Below are 25717 nucleotides of genomic sequence, written 5' to 3'. Positions count from 1 at the left end.
ACGAACAGCGCGCTCAAGGGGTGATCGGGCGGCCCGCCACGTACGCGGCTCGTACGGTGTCGGCGGACAGCACGTGCAGCGCCTCCCGCAGGGGCACGTGGAGCAGGCACAGGTCGGCCGGCGTGCCGACCGTCAATCGACGGGCACGGGCGGGCCGTTCGGGTGCACCGAGAAAGAGCCGCAGAGCCGCTTCCGGCGTCACGCTCTCGCCGTCGTCCCGTCCGACGGCGGCCCGCATGACCGCCCAGGGGTCGTCGGTGCCGTACGGCGCGTCGGTCCCCGCGGCGAGCGGAACACCCGCCGCGGCCAGGCTCCGGCAACGGTAGAGGTGGGCCCGGTCGTCGGGGTGGACCTCGACGGCGTACTGACGGCCCCGCTCCACCGGGAAGTGCGGCTGGGTGACGACCGTCAGACCGAGCCGCCGGATCCAGGAGACGGTCTCCTCCGGAATCACCGCGCCGTGCTCGACGCGGTCCCCGGCGACCGGACCGGCCTCCTCCAGGGCGAGCAGGGTGACGAGTAGCTGCACACGGGTGACGCAGTGCACGGCGACCGGCCGGGGCCGTACCGCGCGCACCCTGGCCGCCAGGTCGCCCAGGGTCGGCAGGGCGGCGTCGTCCAGCATGACCTTGACCGGGGAGTCGAGGCCCATGACGGTGAGCCGCTGCGGCAGCACCGACAGGGTCCCCCGCAGTCCGGGGGCGGGACGGGGGTCGGCGTTGGTGAAGCCGGTGACACCGAGGCGCGCGGCCCGTCGGCCCAGGCCCACCAGGTCGAGCCGTACCGGCGGCACCAGGTGGCGCAGCCGTTCGTCCTCCCGCCACAGTCGGCCGTCGCCGTCCAGCTCTGCCGCCCGCAGCGCGGCGGTGTTGAGGAACCACATCGTCCCGCTGCGGTGCTGCACCCGTACGGGCCGGTCGGCGACGAGCGCGTCCAGCGCCGAGCGGTCCAGGTCCCCCGCGACGCTCTCGTGGTAGCCGACGGCCCGGACCCACTGGCCGGGCGGCCCGCTCCGCAGGGCCGCCCGGAGCCCGTCCGCTCCGTGCACGTCGGCGGGGCCCACGCGGACCGAGGAGGCGTCCGCGGCCAATGCCGTCAGGTGGACGTGGTGGTCGTGCAGTCCGGGCAGCAACGCCCCTCCGCGCCCGTCCACATCGGCGCTCCCTGCGAGGCGGCGCCCGATCTCACTGATCCGCCCGTCGGCACCGATCCGCACGTCCGTACCGGCGAATCCTTCGACCTCGACGTTCCTGATCAGCACGGCACCGTCCGGGAGTCGGTGAGCTCGGCGGCACAGGCTGCCATGGACACGCACAGCAGTTCCCCGCCACCGGCGGCGAGCGAGCGGACGACCGCCCGGGCGGCATACAGGCCGGTGACGGGATCGGCCAGGGCGTCACCGAGGAACACCGGGTCGTCGTACGCGTCGCGGCCGACCAGACCACCAGCCACCGCCGCGTCGTCACCGAAGGCGATCCGGTCGTCGTCGCGGCCGTACCCGGTGATGCCGACCCAGACCCGCCCCGGACGTGCGGCCAGGAACTTCTCGGCGCTCACCCCCAGCCGGCGCAGCGCCCGCGGGCGTGAGGCCTCAATGACGACGTCCGCCCGGTCCACGGCGTCGGCCAACTCGCCGGAGGCGAAGTCCAGCACCAGGCTCTCGTGCCCCTCGTGCAGCCGGCGGTAGAACTCCGGATGCCCCCACCGCGCACCGTCCGGTCTGGTGGTGCTCTCCACCTTGGTCACCTGTGCCCCGGCCAGGCCGAGCAGCCGCGCGCACAAGGGCCCGGCCCACAGTGCGGAGAGGTCGAGCACGCGCAGGGCGGTGAGCGGGCGGGGGCACCGCTCACCATGGGACCGGGCACGCACGGGGCGGCGGCGGGCACGGGCCGATCCGAGCGCGGCGGCGGGGATGCCCACCGTCTGGGCGGCGTCCGCGAGGCGGGACGCGGTGACCCGTCGGGCCCCGCCGACCAGGTCCGTGTCCCGCGCGTCGAGGAGGGCCAGCAGCGCGGGGAGGGACGCGTGGTCGTCCGGACGGGCCAGGTTGACGGCGGCCCATCCGTCGGCGGTCCGCAGGAGTCGGCACGAACCGCCGGCCGAGGTCCGGCCCGGTGCCGGGAGGCCGGCGAGGCACGCCCGTAGGAAGAGGGCCGCGGGCAGGTCGACGGTGACGCCGGAGAGGACCTCGAAGTCGTCAGCGACATCCCGGAGCGGGCCGAGGTACGGCGCGACGTCGGACATCCAGCGATCACAATCGAGAGCGGCATTTCCCATGGAGTAAACACCCTTCTCTGCAAGTGGGAGTCAGATTACACTCGGACCGTCATGGAGTCGCCCTGCCGTGTGATCCACATCGACCGTCCGGCACCGCCGCCGACCGCGCGGGACCACGTCGTGGTGGGCGTGGCGGCCCGGCCGGAGCAGGCCCCGGACGGGTTCGACGTCCTGCTGACCGAGGGCCCCGAGGCGCCACCCCCCTGGGTGGCGTGCGCCGATCCGCAGGCCACCGCCCAGCACATCGGCGACACGGTCGGCCGGCACCCCGCCGCGTCCGTCGCACTCGTTCAGGTACTCCGGATGGGGCGCGCGCTCCCGTCGCCGGACAGACTGGTGGTGGAGTCCCTCGCCTACTCGGCGCTCCAGAGCGGTGCGGACTTCCGCGCCTGGCTGGCCGCGGCCCCGCCCCGCACGCCGCGTCCCGCGCCGGAACCGGTACGGCTCCGGCGCGACGGCGACCGGCTGAGCGTCGTACTGGACCGCCCCTGGGCACGCAACGCCTTCGACGTCGCCACCCGGGACGCCCTCTGCGAAGCCTTCGAGGTGGCCGCGGCCGATGCCTCGATCACCCGCGTCGACCTGCGCGGCACCGGGCCGGCGTTCTGCAGCGGGGGCGACCTCACCGAGTTCGGCACCGCACGGGATACCGCCGAGGCGCACCGGGTACGGGTGTCCCGCAGTCCCGCGGCGCTGCTCCTGCGGTGCGCCCCCAAGGTGACCGCCCACCTGCACGGTGCCTGTGTGGGCGCGGGCATCGAGCTGGCGGCGTTCGCCGGACGGGTCACGGCCACCCCGGACACGGTGATCCGGCTGCCCGAGATCGGAATGGGCCTGATCCCCGGCGCGGGGGGCACGGCGAGCCTGCCCGCCCGCATCGGCCGGGAACGCACCGCCTACCTGGCTCTGACCGGTACCGCGCTGACCGCGACGGAGGCCTTGCACTGGGGCTTGGTGGACGAAATTCCCCTCGAAAACTGAGTAATGGAAGTAATTTACGGCACCTTCACGTCCGACCGGCAGGGATCTTGCTCGATCGACCGCAAAAATGTTAGCTTCCACTCAATATTAAGGGAAGGGCAGTCCATGAAAGCTGCCGCACGCTCACGGAAGCGCGGCCCCTATCAGCGGTCCCACGAACGCCGGGAACGCATCGCACTCGCCGTGCTCCGACTGATCGACGAACGAGGGCACGAAGGGGTCACCACCTCACTCGTCGCCGCCTGGTCGGACTCCAGCGAACCGACGGTCCTGTACCACTTCCCCACCAAGGACCACCTGCTCGTCGCGGCCCTCGACCGCTCGGACGACTTGGAGCTGGACCTCGCGACCGTGGGGGGTGAGGAGCTGACGCTGGACCTCGACGCCCTGCGCACCGTCGCGAACGCCGCGGTGTCGGCACACGAACGGCGACTGCGTCTGTTCGTGATGCTGCGCGGCCAGGCCGCGACGCCGGACCATCCCGCCGCCGAGTACTTCGCCCGCCGCGCGGGAAGGGCGCTGGACGTCTGGACCGGGCTGATCTCGAAGAGGCAGCGCGACGGGCTGGCCCATCCCGGTCTCGACGCCCGGGAGACGGCCCGGCAGGTCCTCGCACTCTGGGACGGTCTGGTTCTGGCCCGCCTCGGCGACCCCGACTTCGACTGCGGACGGGCGCTGGTGGACGGTGTCCGCCGCCTCACGGGCCAGAACTGGATCGAGGGGCTGGCCGTCCTCAACCAGCCGGGCAACGGCCTCTGACGGAACGGGAAACGGAACCATGACCGCACAGACCTTCGAGCACCCTTACGTCGATGTCGACGAATGGCGTGACACGCCGCAGCCCCACCGCTACGTACACGGAGGCTTCAAGGGCACCGAGACCCGGTTCTCCCTCTACTTCCCACCGCCCGGGATGTACCGGAAACGGTTCTTCCAGCACATCACCCCGGTCCCGGACAGCGAGCACCTGGCGCAGTCCGCGACCGGACAGGAGGACAAGATCGGGTTCGCGTTCAGCGCGGGCGGCTACTTCCTGGAGACCAACGGAGGCGGGATCCCCGGAACACCCGGCCCGGACACGGATCCGACGATCGCCGGTTTCCGGGCGAACGCCGCCGCCGCGGAACACTCAAGGGTGATAGCCCGTCAGGTGTACGGTGCCCACCGCCCCTACGGTTACGCCTACGGCGGCAGCGGCGGCGCCTTCCGGACCATGGGCTGCGCGGAGAACACCGAGGGGGTGTGGGACGGCTTCGTCCCCTACGTCCCCGGCAGTCCGATGGCCGCTCCCAATGTCTTCGCCGTGCGGATGCACGCCCAGCGGGTGCTGCGCCACGCGTTCGACCGGATCGTGGACGCGGTGCAACCCGGCGGTAGCGGCGATCCGCACCAGGGCCTGGCCCCCGAGGAGAGCGCCGCGCTGACCGAGGTGACGCGCATGGGGTTCCCGATCCGCTCGTGGTTCGGACACCGCACCATGGGAACGCACGCCTTCGGGACGCTGTACCCGCACATCGTCACGGTGGACCCCGGGTACTTCGAGGAGTTCTGGACCACGCCCGGGTACCTCGGCGCGGACCCCGACTCGTCGATCCACCGGGACCGCGTCCGCTTCGAGAGCACGGTCGATGACATCCTCACGCGGCGCGACACACCTGATCTCGGTTCCTTGGCCGGCCCCGCCCAGGCTCCGCGGGGCGGCGTGGACGAGGCATTCAAGGGGCCTGCGGGCGAGGACGACACCGTGGTCGCGCTGCGTCTCGCGTCCGTGCCGGACACCGAGCCCCTGGGTGCCGAACTGACCGTGACGACCGGCGAGGCCGCCGGTGCCCGGCTGCGGCTGAAGGGCTTCTGGCACGACCTCGCCGTCCTGGACACGCCCGACGCCGAGCACTTCCCGGGTGGTCTGCGCCCCGGCGACACCGTCCACGTGGACAACAGCAACTTCCTCGCGGCCCAGACCTACCACCGTCATCAGGTGCCGGGCCCCGAGTACCCGGTGTGGGACCAGTACCGTGACGCCGCCGGCGCGCCACTTCTCCCCCAGCGTCCCTTCCTGCTCGCCCCGATGTTCGCGGCTGCGGCGGCCGGACACGTGCCCACCGGGAAGTTCGGCGGCAAGATGATCGTCGTGTCCTGCCTGCTCGACAGGGAGGCCTTCCCCTGGCAGGCCGACTGGTACCGCAGCAGGGCCGCCGAGCATCTCGGTGACGCCCTCGACGACTGCTTCCGCCTCTGGTACATCGACAACGCGCTGCACGCCGACGCCGAACGGCAGGAACACCCGACCCACACCGTCAGTTACCTCGGCGTCCTGCACGAGGCGCTGCACAGTCTCGCCGACTGGGTGGAGAAGGGCGTGTCGCCCGCCTCCAGCACCCGCTACGAGATCCGGGACGGGCAGGTCGTCGTGCCCGACTCCGCCACCGACCGCGGCGGGGTCCAGCCGGTGGTGCGGCTCACCGCTGACGGCGCCGCGTGTGCCGACGTCCGCGCCGGCACACCCGTGACCCTGGCGGCGACCGTCGAGGCCCCACCGGGAACGGGCGGCATCGTGCGGGTTCAGTGGGACGTGGACGGAGACGGCACGTACGAGATCGACGACGTCACCGAGCCCGTTCCCCAGCTGTCCCTCGAACGCCACCACACCTACCTCGAGCCCGGTACCCGCTTCGTCACCGTACGGGTCTCGGCACAGCGCGACGCCGATCCGGAGACACCGTTCGCCCGCATCGACAACCTGGCCCGGGTCCGCGTCGTCGTACGCCGATGACCGTGCCGGCGCCCCGAAGCGTTCAATCGGCCTGCGGAGGGCGGACGCGCACCAGTCCGCTCTGATAAGCGGTCACCACCAGTTGCGCACGATCACGGGCCTGCAGCTTCGCCATGGAGCGGGAGATGTGACTGCGGACGGTCAGGGGACTCAGGAAGAGGGCGTCGGCGATCTCGGCGTTGGACTTGCCGAGCGCGGCGAGCGCGACGATCTCGCGTTCGCGAGGGGTGAGCGCGGCGAGGCGTTCGGGCGGTGCCGGTCGTTCGTCCGTGTCCGGCGTGGCCAGGAAGCGGGTGATGAGGGCTCTGGTGGCCGTGGGGGAAAGCAGCGAGTCGCCCGCGGCCACGGTTCTGATCCCTGCCAGAAGGACGTCCGCGCTGACGTCCTTGCCCAGGAAACCGCTGGCGCCGGCGCGCAGGGCGCGAGCCACGTTCTCGTCGTTCTCGAAGGTGGTGAGCACCAGGACGCGGGTTCCGGACAACTCCTGCCGTCCGCAGATGCCGGCGGTGGCGGCGATTCCGTCGGTCGACGGCATCCTGATGTCCATGAGGACGACGTCCGGACGGTGGGTGCGGGTGAGTTCGACGGCTTCCTGGCCGTCCGAGGCCTCGGCGACGACCGTCATGTCCGGGTCCGAGTCGATCAGGATGCGGAAGGTGGCCCTGAGCAGGGCCTGGTCGTCGGCGAGCAGGACGCGGATCGTCATGGGGCGGGCCGTTCGTCGTCGTTGTTGAGTGGAAGGGAGCAGAACACCTCGAACCCGCCCTGTCCGCTGTGGCCGGCGCGGAAGGTGCCGCCCGCGGCGAGGGCGCGCTCGCGCATGCCGACCAGCCCGAAACCACGCTGGGAAGTGCGTGGCGGCGCGTCACCGTACTGAGCGGTGTCGTTGGCGACGAGGAGGGTCAGGTCCGAGGACGTGTAGACCAGCCGGACACGAGCGGCCGGGGGGGCGGCGTACTTGGTGGCGTTGGTCAATGCCTCCTGGATGATCCGGTACGCCGTCAGGCCCAGTCCGGGGTTCAGGGGTCGTGGTCGCCCCTTCACCTCGACGGACACGTCCAGGCCGGCTTCCGAGCAGGTGGCGATCAGGTCGGGCAGCTGCTCGAGGCCGGGGGCGGGGGCCAGCTCGTCGGACGTGTCGGTGTCCTGGCGGAGGAGACCCACCGTTCTCTTCATCTCCCGCAGCGCCTCGCCGGTGGTTCCGGACAAGTGCCCCAGCATGTCGATGGCCTGGGCCGGGTTCGACTGCGCCAGGTGAGCGGCGGTCGTGGCCTGCGCGTTCGCCAGGGCGAGATGGTGGGCGACGACGTCGTGCAGTTCCCGGGCGATGCGCATGCGCTCCTGGACGACACGGTGACGCGCCAGTTCCTCCCGCTCACGCTCGATGTGTTCGGCACGGGCCACGGCGTACTCCCGGCGCACCCGGACGTAGCTCCCGAAGGCGGCGGTCAACAACACCCATCCCGCCGGGTTGACGACGGCGATGATCAGCGAGTGCCGGAGGGACGGGGTGCCCCACAGCCCGGCGAGCACCATGCCCACGGTGGCGGCCGACACGCTGATCCGTGTGGTCCTGCGGTCGGTGTGCAGGCTGACGGAGTACTGCGCGGTCAGGAGCGGCCCCATGAGGAGCGGGGTCAGCAGGTAGCCGAGAGCTCCCAGCCCGACGGTGCACAGGGTGGTCACGGCCAGGACGGCGGACGCGTGGCGGTGCCGCCAGCGCACCGCCGCACAGGCAACGAAGGACAGGAGGACCGCAGGCCGCAGGGGAAGGGACTCGGAGATCAGCCAGCCGGTGACGAAGCAGCCGGCAGTCGTCACCAGGAACAGTGCGGCGGGCACGACAATGCCGGAGGCCCCGGGTTCGCTGCCGGTCCAACGCCGCCAGGTGGTTCTCATGGTGCGATCTCTCCGGAGGGGGACGGGGAACCAAGGACATGCTGGCAGACCCGGGCCGCTGCGCCGTGTACGGCGTGGCAGCGGCCCGGGTCGTAGTCCACACGTCAGGTGCGAGCCGTTTCGGGGTGCCGCGCCGCGTGGTCGGCGGGGCCCGACGGGTCGGCGGTGAGACCGGTGCCCTCGATGTCCACGTCGGGCAGCAGCCTGTCGAGCCAGCGGGGCAGCCACCACGCCTTGTCGCCCAGCAGGGCGAGTACCGCCGGCACCAGGGCCATGCGCACCACGAAGGCGTCGAAGAGGACCGCGACCGCGAGCCCGAAACCGATCGTCTTGATCATGGACTCGGTGGACCCGATGAAACCGGAGAAGACCGCGATCATGATCGCCGCAGCGGCCACGACCACGCGGGCGCTGTGCCGGAAGCCCGTGACGACCGCCTGCCCGGGACGGTCCCCGTGCGCGTACGCCTCCCGCATCCGGGACACGAGGAAGACCTCGTAGTCCATGGCCAGCCCGAAGACGATGCCTACCAGGAAGATCGGCATCAGGCTCATGATGGGGCCGGTCTGCTCGACGCCCAGCAGCTCCGCTCCCCAGCCCCACTGGAAGACGGCCACCACTGAACCGAGTGCCGCCAGCACCGAGAGCAGGAAGCCGAAGGCCGCTTTGACGGGCACGAGCACCGAGCGGAAGACCACCAGCAGCAGGACCAGGGCCAGTCCGACGATGACCGTCAAGTACGGCACCAGGGCATCCTTCAGGGCCTGGGCGACGTCGATGTTCATCGCGGTGCTGCCGGTCACCTCGAAGGTCGCGCCGGTGTCGGCCTCCAGCCCGGCGCGCTCCGCGCGGATGGACTGCACCAGGTCCTTCGTCCTCTCGTCGTTCGGGCCCGTGGCGGGGACGGCCGAGACGAGTGCGGTGTCGCCGTCCTCGTTGAAACGGGCGGGAGAGACGGACACGACGCCTTCGGTGCCCTTGATCTCCTCGACGACGGTCGTGACCGCGGTCTCGGGCTCGTCGGCGTCCCGGGCGTCGACGACGATTGTCAGCGGGCCATTGAAACCGGCGCCGAAGCCGTCGGCGAGGGCGTCGTAGGCGCGTCGCTCGGTCGTGGAGGTCGGTTTCGACTCCGCGCCCGGCATGCCCATCTCCAACTGGGCCGCGGGCAGGGCGAGCGCTCCGAGGCCCGCCACGCAGACCAGCAGCACCGCCACGGGACGGCGCAGCACGAAGCGGGCCCACCGCGTTCCGCCGTCGTCGCGTGCCGACGCGCGCGTCCCGGCCCCGTTGTCCGCCTTGCGCGCCCGCCGGGGAAGGACCGCGTCGGGCCACATGCCCAGCAGTGCCGGGACCAGGGTCAAGGCGACGAGCACGGCGACCACGACGGCACCCGCGGCGCACATGCCCATCTTGGTCAGCATCGGAACGTTGACCACTGCCAGGCCGACCAGGGCGATCACCACCGTCAGACCGGCGAAGACGACCGCGGAGCCGGCTGTTCCGACCGCGAGGCCGGTGGCTTCCCGTGCGTCGCGGCCCCTCGCGCGCTCCTCCCGGTAGCGGGAGACGACGAACAGGGCGTAGTCGATGCCGACCGCGATGCCGAGCATCGACGCGAGCGTGCCGGTGGTCGCGGTCAGGCCGAAGACGCTGCCCACCGCCATGATCCCGGCCATGGTGACGCCGACCCCGACGACGGCGGTCAGCAGCGGAAGTCCGGCGGCTGCGAGAGATCCGAAAGTGATCAGCAGGACCACGGCGGCCAGCGCGAAGCCGATGACCTCGGCGGTGCCGCCCGCCGAGGGCTGCGAGGCGAGTGCGTCGCCTCCCACCTCGACGGTGAGGCCGGCGTCGCGGGCCCCGTCGATGGACTTCTCCAGGGCGGCCTTGCTGGAGTCCGTGAGGTCGCCGGCCTTGACCTTGAAGTTGACCGTGGCGTACGCCGTGGAGGCGTCCTCGCTGACCGCCTTCGCCTGGAAGGGACCCGTGGCGGAGGCCACCTGGCTGCCGCTGCCGGCCTCGTCCACCAGTTTGTCGATGGCAGCACGGTTGTCGGCCGCGGTGACCTTCTCCCCGTCGGCCGCGATGAAGACGATGCGTGCGCTGGCCCCGTCCGCGTCGGAACCGGGGAAGCGTTCGCCGATCAAATCGAAGGCCTTCTGGGCCTCGATGCCGGGCATGAAGGAGGTGCCGTCGTCACTGGCGCCGGGGGCCTTGGCGGCGCCGGCGCCGAGGGCGCCGAGGAGCACGGCCCACAGCAGCACCACGAGCCATCGCCGCCGGAAGGCGATACGGCCCATGCGATACAGGAAGGTAGCCACGAAGAAGGTTCTCCAGGTCGGGTCTCGGGTAGATACCCAAGATCGCCTGTTCGGCCCGGCCTCGTCATCGTACGCATGCCGTCAATGCCTCCTGGTCGCCAGACACCAGACGGAGCGGCCGTCTGGTCCTGGTGGATGAGACACCCATCCTTCTCACGGATGAGTTATGTCCATGACAAATCACAGGCGGTCTGCCGGAGCGGTGCAGCCAGCCACACGCCTGTGCCGACGTTCGCACTCACGGGTCACTCGGAGCGCGGATCAGTTCAAGGAAGGCGTTCAAGGCGTCAGCAAGGTCGATCCGCGAGTCGAGCAGCCACTGCACCTGCAAGCCGTTGAGCACGGCCTGGAAGAGAAGGGCTGCTTGTTCTGGCGAAATTCCTTCGCGAAGCTTTCCCTCGGCCGCCTGCTCATGGGCGGCCCGCGCCAGATGTGTGCGGCTCCGCTCGTAGCGTTCGACGAAGTAGTCGTGCGCCGGGTGGTCCGGGCGGGAGGAGGCGGCGGCCAGTTCGAGCCACAGGCGCATCAGCTCGGGAGACTTCTGATGACGGAGCAGAACGTCCACCAGGTAGCGGCCGAGCGATTCGCTCCGCCCGTCGACCTCCGCCCTGCCCTCCTGCCACTCCTCCGCGTCCCGCTGGGCGAGCACGGCGGCGAGCAGCTCCTCCTTGTTGCGGAAGTGATGCAGCAGACCGGCGTGGGTGATGCCCGCCCGTTCCGCGATGTCACGCAGTGAGGCACTCGCGTAACCACGGTCGGCAAAGCTGTCACGCGCCGCCCGCAGGATGTCCGCCTGCCGTGTAGCCGTCTTTGCATACGGTCCACGTGACTTCGCCTGCCCCACGGTGAACACCTCTCTCCTCGGCGCCACAAAGACGCCACTTCCGACACAGCCGGACAGACGCCTCGCCCACAGCTTCGACACCCGGCCGCTCAGCCCGGTCGCCCCAACATTTACCACGCGGTCGGTCCGCACGCCGGAGACGTCGGCATCCAACTTCCGCCGAGGCCCACCTCGAAAGTAACGCTCTTATTACAAAGGCCGACCCTCATCTTTCGCGCCTCGCCGACCTGGGCCAGAGTTCCCAGCGAAAACCAACCTATTGGTAAGCATTCACCGGGAACCCCCTCGCACGTGCCATCCATCCGTCGTGCACCGGCGAAGCCATGGGCTTTTCGCCTGAACACCGGCATGACGTCCTCACGGACCTCCCGCAGTCGAAGGAGATTGCCCATGCGCATCCGCTTCCCGCTCGCGCGGCCGTTGTCACGGGTCGCACCCGTCGCCATCGCCACCACGGTCCTGTTCTCGACGACGGCATGTGACGGGCAGTCAGGCGGAACCGCGCCGGGCTCCGGCCGGACGCTCTCACTGGCCATCATCGGCACCCCGAACTCCTTCGATCCCACCCAGCTCATCGAGGGCCAGCAGACGTACATCTGGGACTCGGTCTACGACACGCTGCTCATACAGGACAACGAGGGCCGCCTCGTCCCTGGCGCGGCGGAGAGCTGGGAGTACTCGGACGACGCGCGCGTCCTGACGCTGCAGATCCGCAAGGGCATGAAGTTCACCTCCGGCACGCCGGTGACCTCCGCCGCGGTGAAGGCCACCCTGGACCGCGTCAGGACGACCTCCGGACCGAACCAGGTGGCTCTGGCGGCCGTGGCGTCGGTGGAGACCAGCGGGGACCACAGTGTCGTGATCAAGCTCAAGCGTCCGGACGGCTCCCTGCTGCCCGCCCTCTCGGGCGCCCCCGGGGTCATCGGTGACCCGAAGACGATGACGTCGAAGAGCGCAGCGCTCAACCCGGTCGGCTCCGGCCCGTACACGCTCGACAAGGGCGCGACGGTGAACGGTTCGGTCTATGTGCTGAAGCGGCGCGACGACTACTGGAACAAGAAGGCCTACCCGTTTTCCACGGTCAAGGTGCGGGTGATCGCCGACCGCACCGCGTCCGTCAACGCGCTCAAGGCTGGCGAGGTCAACGCCGGCAGTGTCGAGACCGCGCAGGTGAGCACCCTCGAGTCCTCCGGCTTCGAGGTCAAGCACGTGGAGGCGACGGCCGCGGGAGTTCTGGTGCTGGCCGACCGGGGCGGCTCGAAGCTCAAGCCGCTGGGCGACGTGCGCGTGCGCAAGGCGATCAACATGGCCTTCGACCGCGACAAGATCGTCAAGCAGATCCTGCGGGGCGGTGGCAAGCCGACGGTGCAGGTGTTCAATCCCAAGGGCGATGCCTACGACCCGGCCCTGGAGAAGACATACACCTACGACCCGGCCGAGGCCAAGCGGCTGCTGGCCGAGGCCGGTTACCCGGACGGGTTCTCCGTCCCGATGCCGAGCCTGGTGTACACCAAGCCCTTCGAGCCGACGATCGTCCAGTCGCTGAAGGAGATCGGCATCACCGTGAAGTGGGAGACGGTGCCGGCACAGCAGACCAACTCCGCTCTCATCTCCAAGAAGTACCCGATGTTCTTCACCATGGACGGCCTCAGCACCGCCCCCATCGAGGTGAGGAACAACTTCAATCCGACCGGTACACGCAACGTGTTCGGAACTACTGAGGAGCGGTTCGACTCGCTCCTGACGCGGGCCAACAGCGAAGTGGACCCCGCCGCGGCCGCGAAGACCTACAAGGAGCTCAACGCCTTCACCGTTGAGAACGCCTGGAACGCGCCCGTCTTCTACGTCGGTACCCACTGGGTGACCAAGAAGGGCATCCGTTACCTCGGCGACGGTTCCTCAACGTTCAGCACCATCCGCCAGTTCGGTGTCACGGACCAGTGACCGAAGGAGCCGAACGATGATTTCCTATGTACTGCGACGCCTCGGCACGGGCCTGGTCCTCGCCGTCCTCGTCACCCTGATCACTTTCCTGCTGCTCTGCACCTCCTTCGACGACGTCGCCAGCACCATTCTCGGCAGCGGGGCGACCCCGGAGGGCATCCAGGCGCAGAAGGCCCAGATGGGGCTCGACCGCCCCGTCCTGACCCAGTACGCGGACTGGCTGTCCCACGCGGTCCGCGGCGACCTCGGCGCCTCCTACTTCACCGCGGAGCCCGTCCGTTCCGCCCTTTCCGCCCGACTCGGTGTCACCCTCTCCGTCGTGCTCGCCGCCCTGCTCCTGACCGCTGCGATCAGCGTGGTCCTCGGCGTGATGGCCGCCTCCCGGGGCGGGGCCGTCGACCGAGTGGCCCAGGGCGCTTCGCTCATCGGCTTCCTCGTGCCGAACCTCCTCATCGCGATCGTCCTCGTCTACGTGCTGGCGATCGAGCTGAAGTGGCTGCCGGCGACCGGCTACACACCGTTCGCCGAGGACCCCGGCAGCTGGGCGACATCGATCGCCATCCCGGTGGCGGCCCTGATGGTGCCGGGCATCGCCAACCTGACGGCGCAGATCCGCGGCGCCATGATCGGGGAACTGCGCAAGGACTACGTACGCACCCTCCGCACCCGCGGAGTCTCCACCCGGTCGGTCGTGCTGCGGCACGCCCTGCGCAACGCCGCGGGCCCCGCGCTGACCGTGCTGTCCCTCGAGTTCGTGCAGATGCTCGGTGGCGCGCTGATCATCGAGAAGGTCTTCGCACTCCCCGGCTTCGGCAGCTACGCCTTCGACGCGTCACTGCAGGGCGACGTCCCGATCATCATGGGGATCACCCTCTTCGGCGTCCTGCTCGTGGTCTGCGTCAACCTCGCTGTCGATCTCGTGAACGGCTGGCTCAACCCGAAAGCGAGAGTTCATTGAGCAACTCGGTGAACACCTCGGACGCGCAGACGTCCGCATCGCAGGATTCCGGACCGCAGGCGGCCGGGAAGCCGACCGAAGCCGGCCGGAGGTCGTCCCTGCACACGCTTCTGCGCGATCCGCAGGCCGTCATCAGCGCGGGCATCCTGCTCGTCATCGTCCTGCTCGGTCTGCTGGCTCCGCTGCTGTCCGGGCACGGCCCCAACGACTCGTCCCTGGACGCGGTCAACGCCGCTCCGGGAACGGAGGGATACCTCCTGGGCGGGGACAAGAGCGGGCGCGACATCTTCGCCCGGCTGCTCAACTCCGTCAACACATCCGTCGTCTCGGCCCTCATCGGAGCGGGCATCGCTCTCACCATCGGCGTCACCTTCGGCCTGATCGGCGGTTACTTCGGCCGCCGTGTCCGCGGCGTCACCGAGTGGTTGTTCAGCCTCGTCATGACGTTCCCCGGACTGCTGCTGCTCATCGTGCTGCTCCCGGTCACCGACGGCGACTACCGCGTGACGATGATGATCTTCGGGGTGCTGCTCTCCCCGGGCATCTACCGTCTGGTGCGCAACCTGGTCGTCGGTGTCAGCAAGGAGCTCTACGTCGACGCCGCCCGTGTATCCGGGTTGCCGGACCGGCGGATCCTCAGGCGGCACGTGCTGTCCGTTGTCCGCGGCCCCATCGTCATCGCGGCGGCGTTCCTCGCCGGGTCGTCCATCAGCGTACAGTCCGGACTGGCGTTCCTGGGCATCGGGTCCAACGAGGTGGCCAGTTTCGGCTCGATGATCGCCGACGGCTTCACCAACCTCTACGAGGAGCCCCTGCAGTTCCTCTGGCCGAGCCTGTTCCTCGGAGTGATGACCGCTTCCCTGGTCCTGCTCGGCAACGCGCTGCGGGACGCGCTGGAGGGCGGCCGGCCGAAGGCGTCCGGTGTCGCCGGGGCCCGGACCCGGCCCGCCCCCGCCGTGCCCGGCACCACGGACGCCGGCGCGACGGGCACCGCCTCCGGGCTGCTCGTCGTGGAGGACCTCACCATCGCCTATCCGACACCCACGGGAGAGTCGAAGGAGGTCGTCAGCAAAGTCAGCCTCAGCCTGGAGGCCGGGGAGACTCTCGGACTCGTCGGCGAGTCGGGCTCCGGCAAGACCCAGACCGCGTTCGCCACGCTCGGTGTGCTGCCCCCGGAGGCGACGATCACCCGGGGCTCGATCCGCCTCGACGGACGTGAACTCCTGGGCCTCGCGGAAGCCGAGCTGCGCAAGGTGCGGGGCACGTCGATCGCCTACGTCCCTCAGGAACCCATGTCCAACCTGGACCCGTCCTTCACGGTGGGATCGCAGCTCGTCGAGGGCGTCCGGGCGGCCACCGCCCTGTCGCGGAGCGAGGCACGCGAGCGGGTCCTCGCGCTCCTGCAACGCGTGGGCATACCGGATCCCGGGCGGACCTTCGACTCCTATCCGCACCAGATCTCGGGAGGCATGGCCCAGCGCGTGCTCATCGCGGGCGCCGTCGCGAGCCGACCTCTGCTGCTCATCGCCGACGAGCCGACCACCGCACTCGACGTGACCGTGCAGGCGGAGATCCTCGACCTGCTGCGCGACCTGCAGAAAGACCTCAACATGACGGTACTCCTGGTCACCCACAACTTCGGCGTCGTCGCCGACATATGCGACCGCATCGCGGTCATGCGCCAGGGCGAGATCGTGGAAACGGGACCCGCGGAGGAGCTGCTCGTCCAGCCCTCACACCCCTACACGCAGATGCTGCTCGGCTCCATCCTCGACGAAGGCACCGTGCGCACCGACGCGCCGGCCGACGTCCTGGTGTCCGACGGCGGCATCCCGGTCGGGACGGAGACGTCGTGACCACTTCCCTCCTCGACGTGAGCGACCTGCGTGTCGCCTATCCGGGGCGGGGCCTGCGCGCCCGTCCGCACGAGGTGCTGCACGGCGTGTCGCTGAACGTGCGCCAGGGCGAGACCCTCGGGCTGGTCGGAGAGTCGGGCTCCGGCAAGACGACCATCGGACGCGCCGTCCTCGGTCTGGTCAAGCCCAGCGGCGGACGGATCCTCTTCCAGGACCAGGACATCACCCACGTCCCGCCGAAGGTCCGCCGCAGCCTGTCCCGTGACATCCAGGTGGTCTTCCAGGACCCCTACACGTCCCTCAACCCCTCCCTCACCATCGGTGACATCCTCAGTGAGCCGCTGGTGGTGCGGGGAGCGTCCGCCAGTGGCGCCCGGACCCGGGTGCGGGAATTGCTGGACCACGTGGGCCTGCCCGCGGACGCCTCCGCGCGGTTGCCCCGTGAGTTCAGCGGCGGTCAGCGGCAGCGGGTGGCGATCGCCCGCGCCCTGGCCCCCAAGCCCCGGCTCATCGTGTGCGACGAACCCGTCTCCGCGCTCGACCTGTCCACCCAGACCCGGGTGCTGGATCTCCTCATCGACATCCAGCGCCGCACGGGCGTGGCCTACCTGTTCGTCTCGCACGACCTGTCGGTGATCCGGCACATCAGCCACCGGGTCACCGTCCTGTACCGGGGCGACGTGGTCGAGACCGGTCCGGCAGACCGGATCACCGCCTCCCCCGAACACGCGTACACCCAGGCTCTTCTGCTGGCCGCGCCGGTCGCCGATCTGGTGCGGCAGCGGGAACGCCGTGCGGAGCGCCGCCGCCTGGCCGCACACGGACCGTCCGAGACGAAAGCGAACTGATCCATGCCTTCCACCTCTCCCGGTTTCCTCTGGGGCGCGTCCACCTCACCCCACCAGGTCGAGGGGAACAACATCAACAGCGACTGGTGGGTGCGTGAGCACCGCGCGCCCGGGATGGAACGCAGCGGCGACGCCTGCGACAGCTACCACCGTTACGCCGAGGACATGCGGCTCCTCGCCGAAGCCGGCCTCAACGCCTACCGGTTCGGCATCGAGTGGGCTCGCGTCGAGCCGGCCGAAGGGCACATCTCCCGAGCGGAACTCGCCCATTACCGCCGAATGATCGACACGGCCGTGGAGCTGGGTCTGCAGCCGGTCGTCACCCTCCACCACTTCACCCACCCGCGCTGGTTCGCCGAAGCCGGTGGATGGATGCACGAGAAGGCGATCGACCGCTTCACCTCCTACGTCCGAGCGGTCACGACGATCCTCGACGGTGTCGAGTGGGTCTGCACCATCAACGAGCCCAACATGCTCGCCCTCATGGTGATGATGAGCCACGCGGCGCGCACGGGCGACGCGAAGAAGTGGCTCAGCCCCACCGTCGAGGGCGCCGCACGGCCCGTGCTGCCGGACCCCGACCCCCACATCGGACTCCGTCTGGCCGAGGCGCATCACGCCGCCCGCGACGTGCTCGGGCAGCACACCGGCGCGAAGGTCGGCTGGACGGTGGCCTGCCAGGCGCTGACCGCCACGCCGGGCAACGAGGCCAGACTCCGGGAGGTGCGGTACGGCCGGGAGGACCTTTACCTCGAAGCGGCTCGCCACGACGACTTCATCGGCGTGCAGTCGTACTCCAGCCAGGAGGTCGACGAGAAGGGCGTCGTGCCGCATCCGCAGAGCCCCGACAACACCCTGACGGGCAACGCCTACCGGCCCGACGCGATCGGCATCGCGGTGCGGCACGCGTGGAAGGTCACCGACGGCACGCCCGTCCTCGTCACCGAGAACGGCATCGCCACCGCGGACGACGACCGCCGGATCGCCTATACCTCCGAGGCCCTGCGTCACCTCTTCGAAACCGTCGAAGAGGGTGTCGATGTACGGGGATACCTGCACTGGAGCGCGCTGGACAACTTCGAGTGGGGCCACTGGGAGCCGACGTTCGGTCTGATCGCCGTGGACCGGAAGACGTTCGAGCGCCGTCCCAAGCCGAGCCTGAAGTGGCTGGGCGAGGTCGCCCGGAGCGGGCGGCTCTGACGGACATGACGACATCGCGCGAAGCCTCCTCACCGCAGGAGAACGCCGACCGGCCGACCGGGACCGGGTCCACCGGACTCCCCCGCATGGCCGGCGGGCACGTCGCCCTGCTGGTGGCGGCCACCTTCGGCGTCGCGATGGCACTCATGGTGCCGATGGCCTTCTCGCTCGCTCTGCGCGCCGACCGGCTGGCGCCGGGCCACGCGGCGGCCGTCGGCTACATCCTCGGCATCGGCTCGGCCCTGTCCCTCGTCACCGCCCCGCCGATCGGCACCTTCAGCGACCGCACCCGTTCCCGTCTCGGGCGCCGGGCGCCGTACCTGATCGGCGGCGGCCTGCTCGGCACGGCCGCCCTGGTGACGATGGCGTACGCGCCGAACCTTCCAGTACTGGGACTGGGGTGGGCCATGGCCACCCTCGGCTGGGGAACGGCACTCGGCGCGCTCGGGAACATCCAGGCCGACCGTCTGCCGCCCTCCCAGCGCGGGAAGGTGGCCGGTCTGACGGGGGCCACCACGATGGTGGCGCCGGTCGTCGGTGTCCTCCTCGTCGGCACGGTGAGCCACGACCACCTGCTGGTGTTCCTCCTCCCGGGCGTGGTGGGCCTGGTCCTGCTCACCCTGCTGGTGGTGTGCGTCCGGGAGGAGGACACCCGGGCGGAGTCCGTCCCGGTCGCACTGACAACCGGGCGCCTGCTGCGGAGCTACCTGTTCGATCCGCGGGCATACCCGGACTTCTCGTGGCACCTGCTGGCCCGTTTCGTCTTCTACTACGGCCAGTCCCTCTACACGTCCTTCGTCACCTTCTTCTATGCCGACCGGCTCGGTCTCACCCTCACCGAGGTCTCCGGCCTGGTGGCGGTCAGCGGTGGAATCAGCGTGCTGGCGATGACTGCGGGCACGCTGGGCAGCGGCTTCCTGTCGGACCGGCTGGGACGCCGTCGCCCCTTCGCCCTGGGGGCCGCTGCGATCTTCCTGTCCGGTGCCGCGGTCTCGGCCTCCGCACACGCGCTGGCCGGCCTGCTGGCCGGTGCCGCGCTGATGAACCTGGGCATCGCGGTCTTCTCGGCCAGCAGCCAGGCAACCGTGCTCGACATCCTCCCCGAGCGGGAGACCGACGCGGGACGCTTCCTCGCGATCGTCACGCTCTCCCAGAAGATCCCCGGCGCCCTCGCCCCGCTCACCGCCCCGCTGCTGATCGCCGCCGGAACCGCCGGCGAGGAGAACTACACCCTGCTGTACCTGTCGTCCGGTGCTCTGGGCCTGCTGGGGGGACTGATCGCCTTCCGCCGGGTCCGAGGAGTGCGCTGAGACACCGCCGGACACCCCCTGCCACCACCGACCGCCGCCGACGTTCCACCGAGGAGCACCGTGCGTTTCACGTCCTTCAACTCCGGCTGGGAGTTCCGCCCCAAGGTCAACCGCTTCCTGGACAGAGGCGGCCGCGCTCCGGCCCACCGCAGCGTGGCCCTTCCGCACGACGCCATGATCGAGTCGAAGCGCACCCCCGCGTCGGGAGGCGCGACGGGCTTCTTCCCGAGTGGTGTGTTCGAGTACCGCAAGACGTTCTCCGTACCGGAGGAGTACCGGGACAAGAAGGTCGCTCTCGTCTTCGAGGGCGTGTACCGGGACGCCGTGGTGTATGTCAACGACGCCTTCGCGGGCCACCGCGCGAACGGATACTCGGAGTTCCTCGTCGACGTGAGCCCGTTCCTGCGGGCCGGGGAGGACAACGTCATCCGCGTGGAATGCCGGGCCCACCAGGACTCACGCTGGTATTCGGGGGCCGGGTTCCACCGCGGGGTACAGCTCGCCGTCGGTGAGCCGGTGCACATCGCCTGGAACGGCGTGCGGGTCACCACCCCGGACGTGGACGAGAAGCGGGCGGTGGTCGAGCTGGCCACGGTCGTGAACAACGACGGCCGGGCCACGACCACAGTGGACGTCGCGGCCGAGGTCCGCGACCCCGCGGGCGCTGTGGCGGCCGCCGACACGACCGTCCTCACCGTTCCGCCCGGTGAGAGCACGACCGTACGCCAGCGCCTCTACGTCCCCTCCCCCGACCGGTGGAGCGTGGACGAACCGAACCTCCACACGGTCACGGTCACGCTGCCCGGCCTGGACGAGGAGCGCTTCCTCTTCGGCATCCGCACGCTTCAGCTCGACCCCGATGACGGTCTGCGCATCAACGGGCAGCCCGTGAAGCTGCGCGGCGCCTGCGTGCACCACGACAACGGCGTCCTGGGCGCCGCCACCGTCGCCCGCGCCGAGGAACGCCGGGTGGAACTGCTCAAGCAAGCCGGCTTCAACGCCATCCGCAGCGCGCACAACCCGCTCAGCCGGGCCATGCTCGACGCCTGCGACCGGCTCGGCATGCTCGTCGTCGACGAGGCCTTCGACGTGTGGACGTCCCCCAAGTCCGACTTCGACTACGCACTGGACTTCCCCCAGTGGTGGGAGAAGGACGTCGAGGCTCTCGTCGCCAAGGACTTCAACCACCCCAGCGTCGTCTTCTACTCCATCGGCAACGAGATACCGGAGTCCGCGACCCCCCACGGTTCCGTCTGGGGCCGCCGTATCGCGGAGAAGTTCCGCTCCCTCGACGACACCAGGTTCCTCACCAACGCGACCAACGCGACGCTGGCGATCATGGACGAGGCCGTCGCCGTCGCCCGCCGTCGGATCAGCGAGTCCGCCGAAACCATGGGCATCAACACGATGATGGCCACGATGGGCGAGGTCCTCGACGAGCTCAGCACCTCCGACCTGGTCACCCGGCAGACCACCGAGATCCTGTCGACGCTGGACGTGGCCGGCTACAACTACCTGGAGAGCCGCTACGAGCTCGACCGCAAGCTCTTCCCCCACCGCGTCATCATGGGGTCCGAGACCCATCCCACCCGCGTCGACCGACTGTGGCGGCTGGTCCTCGACAACTCCCACGTGATCGGTGACTTCACCTGGACCGGTTGGGACTACCTCGGCGAGGCCGGCGTCGGCAGGACCGGCTACGCGGACGAGGACTCCGCTCCCGGCCAGGGCATCGCGGGGGCCTACCCGTGGCTGACCGCCCGCACCGGCGACATCGACATCACCGGCCACCGCCGCGCCCCCTCGTACTACCGCGAGATCGTCTACGGGCTGCGCGCGGAGCCGTACATCGCCGTGCACCGACCGGAGAACCACGGCCGCAGGATCGTGGCCGGCCCCTGGTCGTGGCCGGACACGGTGGCGTCCTGGAGCTGGGACGGCTCGGAGGGAGACCCGGTCCGGGTGGACGTCTACAGCGACGCCGAGGAGGTCGAGCTGTACCTCGACGGTGAATCGGCGGGACGGGCACCCGCAGGACCCGAACACCGCTACCAGGCCACGTTCGACGTGGTCTACCGGCCCGGTGAACTGGTCGCCGTGGCCCGGACGAAGGGCCGGGAGCGGGGTCGGTACCGGTTGGTCTCGGCACGAGGACCGTTGGTCCTCTCGGTCACGGCCGACCGATCGGACCTCCGCGCCGACGACACCGACCTGGCCTACCTCGACGTCGTCCTCACCGACGGTGACGGCAACCTCCGGTGCCGTGCGGACCGTCCCGTCACCGTCGAGATCACCGGTCCGGGAGTGCTCCAGGGGCTCGGCTCCGCGCGGGCCGTCACCGAGGAGACCTTCACGGCCGGCACGCACACCACGTACGACGGGCGGGCGCTCGCCGTCGTACGGCCCACCGGCTCCGGCCCGATCACCGTGACGGTCACCGCGGAGGAGTGCGAGACGGCGAGCGTGACGGTGCGCGCGGTCGGCACGGGCGCCTGACGCCCGCCGATGCCCGCGCACCATCCGGAACACCCAGCACAACGCACTGAGAGGAACGGAATGGCCATCCCCGAAAACCTTGCCGAGCTCATCGGACGGCTCACCCTGGAGCAGAAGGTGGCGCAACTCGGCGGCATCGCACTGCCGGGTCTGCTCGCCCCCGGCCCGACCGGAGCGCCGGCACTCGACACCGGCCGGGTGGCAGAGCTGTGCCCGCACGGTGTGGGGCATCTGTCGCTGGCCTGGTTCCTCGGCCAGGACGCCGACAGTCTGCGCGACGCGCTGGCCCAGGTACAGCAGGCGGTGCGCGAGACGTCGCCGTTCGGAATCGGCGGCCTGGTCCACTTCGAGGGGATCAACGGCTTCCTGCACGCGGCCGGAGAGCAGTTCCCGACCGCCTGGGCACAGGCGGCCACCTGGGATCCCGGCCTCGTCCGGCAGGCTTCGTCCGTCACCGCCGCGCACATGCGCGACCTCGGTGTACAGCTCGTCTTCGCCCCGGTCATGGACCTCAGCCGGGACCCACGCTGGGGGCGGGTGCACGAGACGTACGGTGAGGACCCGGAGCTGGCCGCGCGGTTCTCGGTCGCCTTCGTCCAGGGCGTCCAGGGCACGCCGGACGAGGGCAGCGAGCTCCTCGCCACCGGCAAGCACTTCCTCGGTTTCGGCGCCTCCGAGGGCGGCCTCAACATGGCCACCACCCAGCTCGGACGCCGCACCCTCGTCGACGAGTACGCCGAGCCGTTCCGCAGGGCAATCGCCGAGGCCGGCCTGTCGGTGGTGATGAACTCCTACAACGACATCGACGGCGTGCCGGCCGCCGCCAACCACTGGTTGCTGACCACCCTCCTGCGGGAGGAACTCGGCTTCACCGGCATGACCGTCAGCGACTACGACTCGGTCGCCATGCTGCGGACCCGTTACCGGACGGCGACCACCCCCGGCGAGGCCGCGGCGCAGGCGGTCACGGCGGGCCTGGACGTCGAGCTGCCGCACGCGGTCAACTACCCGGACCTGGTGGCGGAGGTCACCGCCGGCCGCCTGGACGAGAAGGTGATCGACCTGGCCGTGTCCCGTGTCCTCGCGGTCAAGGCGCGCACCGGCCTGATTCCCGGCTTCGGTACGCCGTCCCCGGTACGATCCGGAGGTCCGGACCGCACCAAGGCCGCCGCGATCCGGCAGGCGCTCGCGGCACGCGGCACGGTGCTCCTGCACAACGACGGCGCCCTGCCGCTGGCCGCGGAGCAGCACCGGGTCGTAGTGACAGGGCCGGCCGCCGACGAACTCCGCGTCCACTTCGGGGCCTACACCTCGGTGGCCGCGGCGGAGATGCCCGCGGCCATCAAGGCAGTGCGGATGGGCAAGGTGCCGGGCGTCGACCCGTCGACCTTCGCCTCGACCGACGTCGTCTCCACGCCGCTGCCGACGCTGCAGCCGCAGTTCGAGGACATGACCCGCGCCCTGCATCCCGAGGCTTCCACGGTGTGGGAAGCCCTGCGGGAGACGGGTGCCAAGGCCGAGTACGTGTCGCTCGGGTCCTTCACCACGGAGGACGCCCAACCCCTCGACGCCGGGACGGTCGACGCGGCGGTGACCGAAGCCGACGTGATCGTCGCCGTGGTCGGCGAACGCACCGGCAGGGTCGGCGGCAACACCGCCGGGGAGGGCCGGTCCAGCGTGTCACCGTCGCTGCCGGGTGACCAGGAAGACCTCGTCGACCTGCTGGCCGCGACCGGCAAGCCGGTGATCACCGTGGTCGTCTCCGGACGCCCGCTGCTCCTGGACCGAGTGGTCCGGTCATCCGCCGCCGTCCTGCTCGCGCCGCTGCTCGGCGAGGAGGCGGGGCCGGCGATCGCCTCCGTGCTGTTCGGCAGGACGAACCCGAGCGGAAAGCTGCCCGCCACCTTCCCCCGGCACCTCGGCCAGATCCCCACCTACCACGGTCACCGTCACGGCAGCGGTTACGACCACCCGGCCGGCGAGAACTACACCTATGCCGACCTGCCCGACCAGGCCCCGCTGTTCCCCTTCGGACACGGGTTGTCCTACACCGGCTTCGAGGTGACGTCCACCGGTGACGCCGAGGTCAGCGGGGGCATGCTGCGAGCCCCGGTGAAGGTCACCAACACCGGAGCCAGGGACGGTGAGACGGTCGTGCAACTGTACGCGCGGGACGAGCACGCGAGCGTCGTACGTCCGGTGCGCCAGCTCCTCGATTTCCGGCGCCTGGTCCTGGCGGCCGGGGAGTCGGCGGATCTCGTTCTCCAGGCTCCGTTGGAACGGCTGTCCTACACGCTTCCCGACGGTCGGCGGGGTTGCGAGGCGGGCGAGGTGACGCTGATGGCCGGACTGAGCAGCGACGACATCCGATGCACCGTGACGGTGTCCGTCCCCGCGGTGTTCGGCGTTTCCGGCACCCGCCCCTGACAGGCGACAGGATGAACGACACGTACCAGGCCACCTTCATCACCCCGTCCTTCCCGCTCTCCCCTGAGGGCGAAGCACCCTACTTCCGGCGCGAGTTCTCCGTGGGCCGGCTGCCGGATCGGGCTCTCCTGCGGGTGACCGCGCTCGGCATCGTCGAGCCCCACCTCAACGGCATCCGCGTGGGCGACGAGGTACTCGCGCCCGGCTGGACGTCCTACCGGCACCGGCTGGCCGTCTCCACGCACGATGTCACCAATCTGCTCGTGCCCGGCGCCAACGCACTCGGCGTGATCGTGGGCGAGGGCTGGGCGGTCGGCAGGATCGGTTACCCGTCGGCGGTGCAGGACAGCGCTCGCCGCCACTACGCCGACCGCCCCGCGCTCTTCCTCCAACTGGAGCTGCGGCACACCGACGGCACGACGCAAGTGCTCGGCACGGACGAGTCGTTCAGGTGCGCCACCGGCGCCGTCCTCGCCCACAGCCTCTACGACGGGGAGACCCACGACGCCCGGCTGGAGCCCGTCGGCTGGAACCAGCCCGGCTTCGACGACACCGGTTGGTCGCCGGCGGTTCCGTACGACTGGGACATGACCACGTTGATCCCACGCACGGCCGAACCGATCCGCCGAACCGAGGGACTGGCGCCGGTCACCGTCACCACCAGCCCCTCGGGGCGCACCGTCGTCGACTTCGGCCAGAACATCGCCGGCCGCCTCCGCATGACCACCATCGGCCGGGCCGGACAGACCGTCACCCTGCGCCACGCCGAGATCCTCACCGACGGCGAGTGGGACACCACATCGCTGCGCACGGCGAAGTCGGTCGACCGGTACGTCCTTCGCGGCGGCGGACCGGAGGTGTGGGAACCGGCGTTCACCCTCCACGGTTTCCGCTATGCCGAGATCGACGGGCCCTTCGACGAGGTCGTGGCCGTCGTCGTGCACAGCGACATGCGGCGCACCGGATGGCTGGAGACCTCGCACCACCTGGTCGACCGGCTCCACGCCAACACCGTGTGGTCGATGCGCGGCAACTTCGTGGGGCTGCCCACCGACTGCCCCCAGCGCGACGAGCGCCTGGGCTGGACCGGTGACATCAACGCCTTCACACCCACCGCCGCTTTCCTCTACAACGTCCTCGGCTCCTGGCTCGAGGACCTCGCCGCCGAGCAACGACAGAAGGGATACGTCCCCGACGTCGTATCCGACGTGTTCGCCCGCCCCTCGGCGCCCGCGGCGCTCTGGAGCGATGTCGCGGTCGGTCTGCCGTGGGCGCTGTACCAGGAGTACGGCGATCTCGGCATCCTGCGCCGCGCCTACCCGTCCATGACGCGGTTCGTCGGGGATGTCGAGAAGCTGCTCGACGGGGAGGGCCTGTGGAGCAGCGGCCACCAGTTCGGCGACCGGCTCGACCCGGACGCTCCCGCCGACGACGCGGCCGGCGGCAAGACCGACAAGTACCTGGCCGCCCAGGCGTACCTCGCGAAGACGACCCGCGAGATGGCCCGGGCCGCCCGGGCCCTCGGTGAGCACGACGACACCGGTCGCTTCCAGTCTCTCGACGAGGCGGTGCGCGCCGCC

General features: G+C 70.4%; 18 protein-coding genes. 12 read left to right on the top strand and 6 right to left on the bottom strand.

Annotated elements, in window-relative coordinates; translation table 11 throughout:
- Positions 1-13: 13 nt before the first annotated feature.
- Positions 14-1261: an amidohydrolase family protein gene (locus RIM90_RS02490; RefSeq protein ID WP_309058833.1), complete on the bottom strand. Its 1248-nt coding sequence runs from the start codon at positions 1259-1261 to the stop codon at positions 14-16.
- Positions 1255-2244, bottom strand: a complete 990-nt coding sequence (locus RIM90_RS02485) for a CoA transferase (RefSeq protein WP_309058832.1) — start codon at positions 2242-2244, stop codon at positions 1255-1257. Before RIM90_RS02485 ends, RIM90_RS02490 begins: the two co-directional genes overlap by 7 nt.
- An 84-nt stretch (positions 2245-2328) precedes the next feature.
- On the opposite strand from RIM90_RS02485, the gene RIM90_RS02480 reads away from it, so the two are divergent.
- The 3 genes from RIM90_RS02480 to RIM90_RS02470 all read left to right on the top strand — a co-directional run bounded on the left by RIM90_RS02480 (position 2329) and on the right by RIM90_RS02470 (position 6031).
- Entirely contained in the window at positions 2329-3258 is a 930-nt protein-coding gene (locus RIM90_RS02480; protein ID WP_309058831.1) for an enoyl-CoA hydratase/isomerase family protein, read from the top strand.
- Between the two features lie 105 nt (positions 3259-3363).
- Complete coding sequence (locus tag RIM90_RS02475; RefSeq protein WP_309058830.1) at positions 3364-4017, top strand: TetR/AcrR family transcriptional regulator; 654 nt, start codon at positions 3364-3366, stop codon at positions 4015-4017.
- A gap of 19 nt (positions 4018-4036) precedes the next feature.
- Positions 4037-6031, top strand: coding sequence for a hypothetical protein (locus RIM90_RS02470; RefSeq protein ID WP_309058829.1), 1995 nt, complete (start codon positions 4037-4039; stop codon positions 6029-6031).
- 22 nt (positions 6032-6053) lie between these two features.
- Here the strand turns inward: RIM90_RS02470 and RIM90_RS02465 are convergent, their stop codons facing one another.
- The 4 genes from RIM90_RS02465 to RIM90_RS02450 all read right to left on the bottom strand — a co-directional run bounded on the left by RIM90_RS02465 (position 6054) and on the right by RIM90_RS02450 (position 11251).
- A complete protein-coding gene (locus RIM90_RS02465; protein ID WP_309058828.1) occupies positions 6054-6737 on the bottom strand; it encodes a response regulator transcription factor in 684 nt (227 codons plus the stop codon).
- Entirely contained in the window at positions 6734-7930 is a 1197-nt protein-coding gene (locus tag RIM90_RS02460) for a sensor histidine kinase (protein WP_309058827.1), read from the bottom strand. Before RIM90_RS02460 ends, RIM90_RS02465 begins: the two co-directional genes overlap by 4 nt.
- Before the next feature lie 104 nt (positions 7931-8034).
- On the bottom strand, positions 8035-10254 hold the full coding sequence (locus RIM90_RS02455; RefSeq protein WP_309058826.1) for an MMPL family transporter: 2220 nt from the start codon (positions 10252-10254) through the stop codon (positions 8035-8037).
- 238 nt (positions 10255-10492) lie between these two features.
- On the bottom strand, positions 10493-11251 hold the full coding sequence (locus RIM90_RS02450) for a TetR/AcrR family transcriptional regulator (protein WP_309058825.1): 759 nt from the start codon (positions 11249-11251) through the stop codon (positions 10493-10495).
- A 237-nt stretch (positions 11252-11488) separates the two neighbouring features.
- Between RIM90_RS02450 and RIM90_RS02445 the strand changes: the two genes are divergently transcribed.
- The 9 genes from RIM90_RS02445 to RIM90_RS02405 all read left to right on the top strand — a co-directional run.
- Positions 11489-13042: an ABC transporter substrate-binding protein gene (locus tag RIM90_RS02445; protein ID WP_309058824.1), complete on the top strand. Its 1554-nt coding sequence runs from the start codon at positions 11489-11491 to the stop codon at positions 13040-13042.
- A gap of 16 nt (positions 13043-13058) precedes the next feature.
- A complete protein-coding gene (locus RIM90_RS02440; protein WP_309058823.1) occupies positions 13059-14000 on the top strand; it encodes an ABC transporter permease in 942 nt (313 codons plus the stop codon).
- An 8-nt stretch (positions 14001-14008) separates the two neighbouring features.
- Positions 14009-15856 (top strand): dipeptide/oligopeptide/nickel ABC transporter permease/ATP-binding protein, encoded by a 1848-nt coding sequence (locus RIM90_RS02435; protein WP_309058822.1) that lies wholly within the window; start codon positions 14009-14011, stop codon positions 15854-15856.
- A complete protein-coding gene (locus RIM90_RS02430; RefSeq protein WP_309058821.1) occupies positions 15853-16704 on the top strand; it encodes an ATP-binding cassette domain-containing protein in 852 nt (283 codons plus the stop codon). The genes RIM90_RS02435 and RIM90_RS02430 overlap by 4 nt, the downstream gene beginning before the upstream one ends.
- 3 nt (positions 16705-16707) lie before the next feature.
- Complete coding sequence (locus RIM90_RS02425) at positions 16708-17904, top strand: family 1 glycosylhydrolase (protein WP_309058820.1); 1197 nt, start codon at positions 16708-16710, stop codon at positions 17902-17904.
- A 5-nt stretch (positions 17905-17909) separates the two neighbouring features.
- On the top strand, positions 17910-19214 hold the full coding sequence (locus tag RIM90_RS02420; RefSeq protein ID WP_309058819.1) for an MFS transporter: 1305 nt from the start codon (positions 17910-17912) through the stop codon (positions 19212-19214).
- Positions 19215-19274: 60 nt separating this feature from the next.
- Complete coding sequence (locus RIM90_RS02415) at positions 19275-21710, top strand: glycoside hydrolase family 2 TIM barrel-domain containing protein (RefSeq protein WP_309058818.1); 2436 nt, start codon at positions 19275-19277, stop codon at positions 21708-21710.
- A 60-nt stretch (positions 21711-21770) separates the two neighbouring features.
- Positions 21771-24137 carry a glycoside hydrolase family 3 N-terminal domain-containing protein gene (locus RIM90_RS02410; RefSeq protein WP_309058817.1) on the top strand — a complete coding sequence of 789 codons (2367 nt, stop codon included), beginning with the start codon at positions 21771-21773 and terminating at the stop codon, positions 24135-24137.
- Positions 24138-24148: 11 nt separating this feature from the next.
- The coding region (locus tag RIM90_RS02405; RefSeq protein WP_309058816.1) for a family 78 glycoside hydrolase catalytic domain at positions 24149-25717 on the top strand (1569 nt) is incomplete at its 3' end.

Source organism: Streptomyces sp. (genome assembly GCF_031181555.1).
In the GTDB taxonomy this organism is placed as follows: Bacteria; Actinomycetota; Actinomycetes; order Streptomycetales; family Streptomycetaceae; genus Streptomyces; species Streptomyces fimbriatus.
The sequence above is the reverse complement of the archived record's forward strand: the minus strand, read 5'-3'. Positions and strand labels throughout refer to the sequence as shown.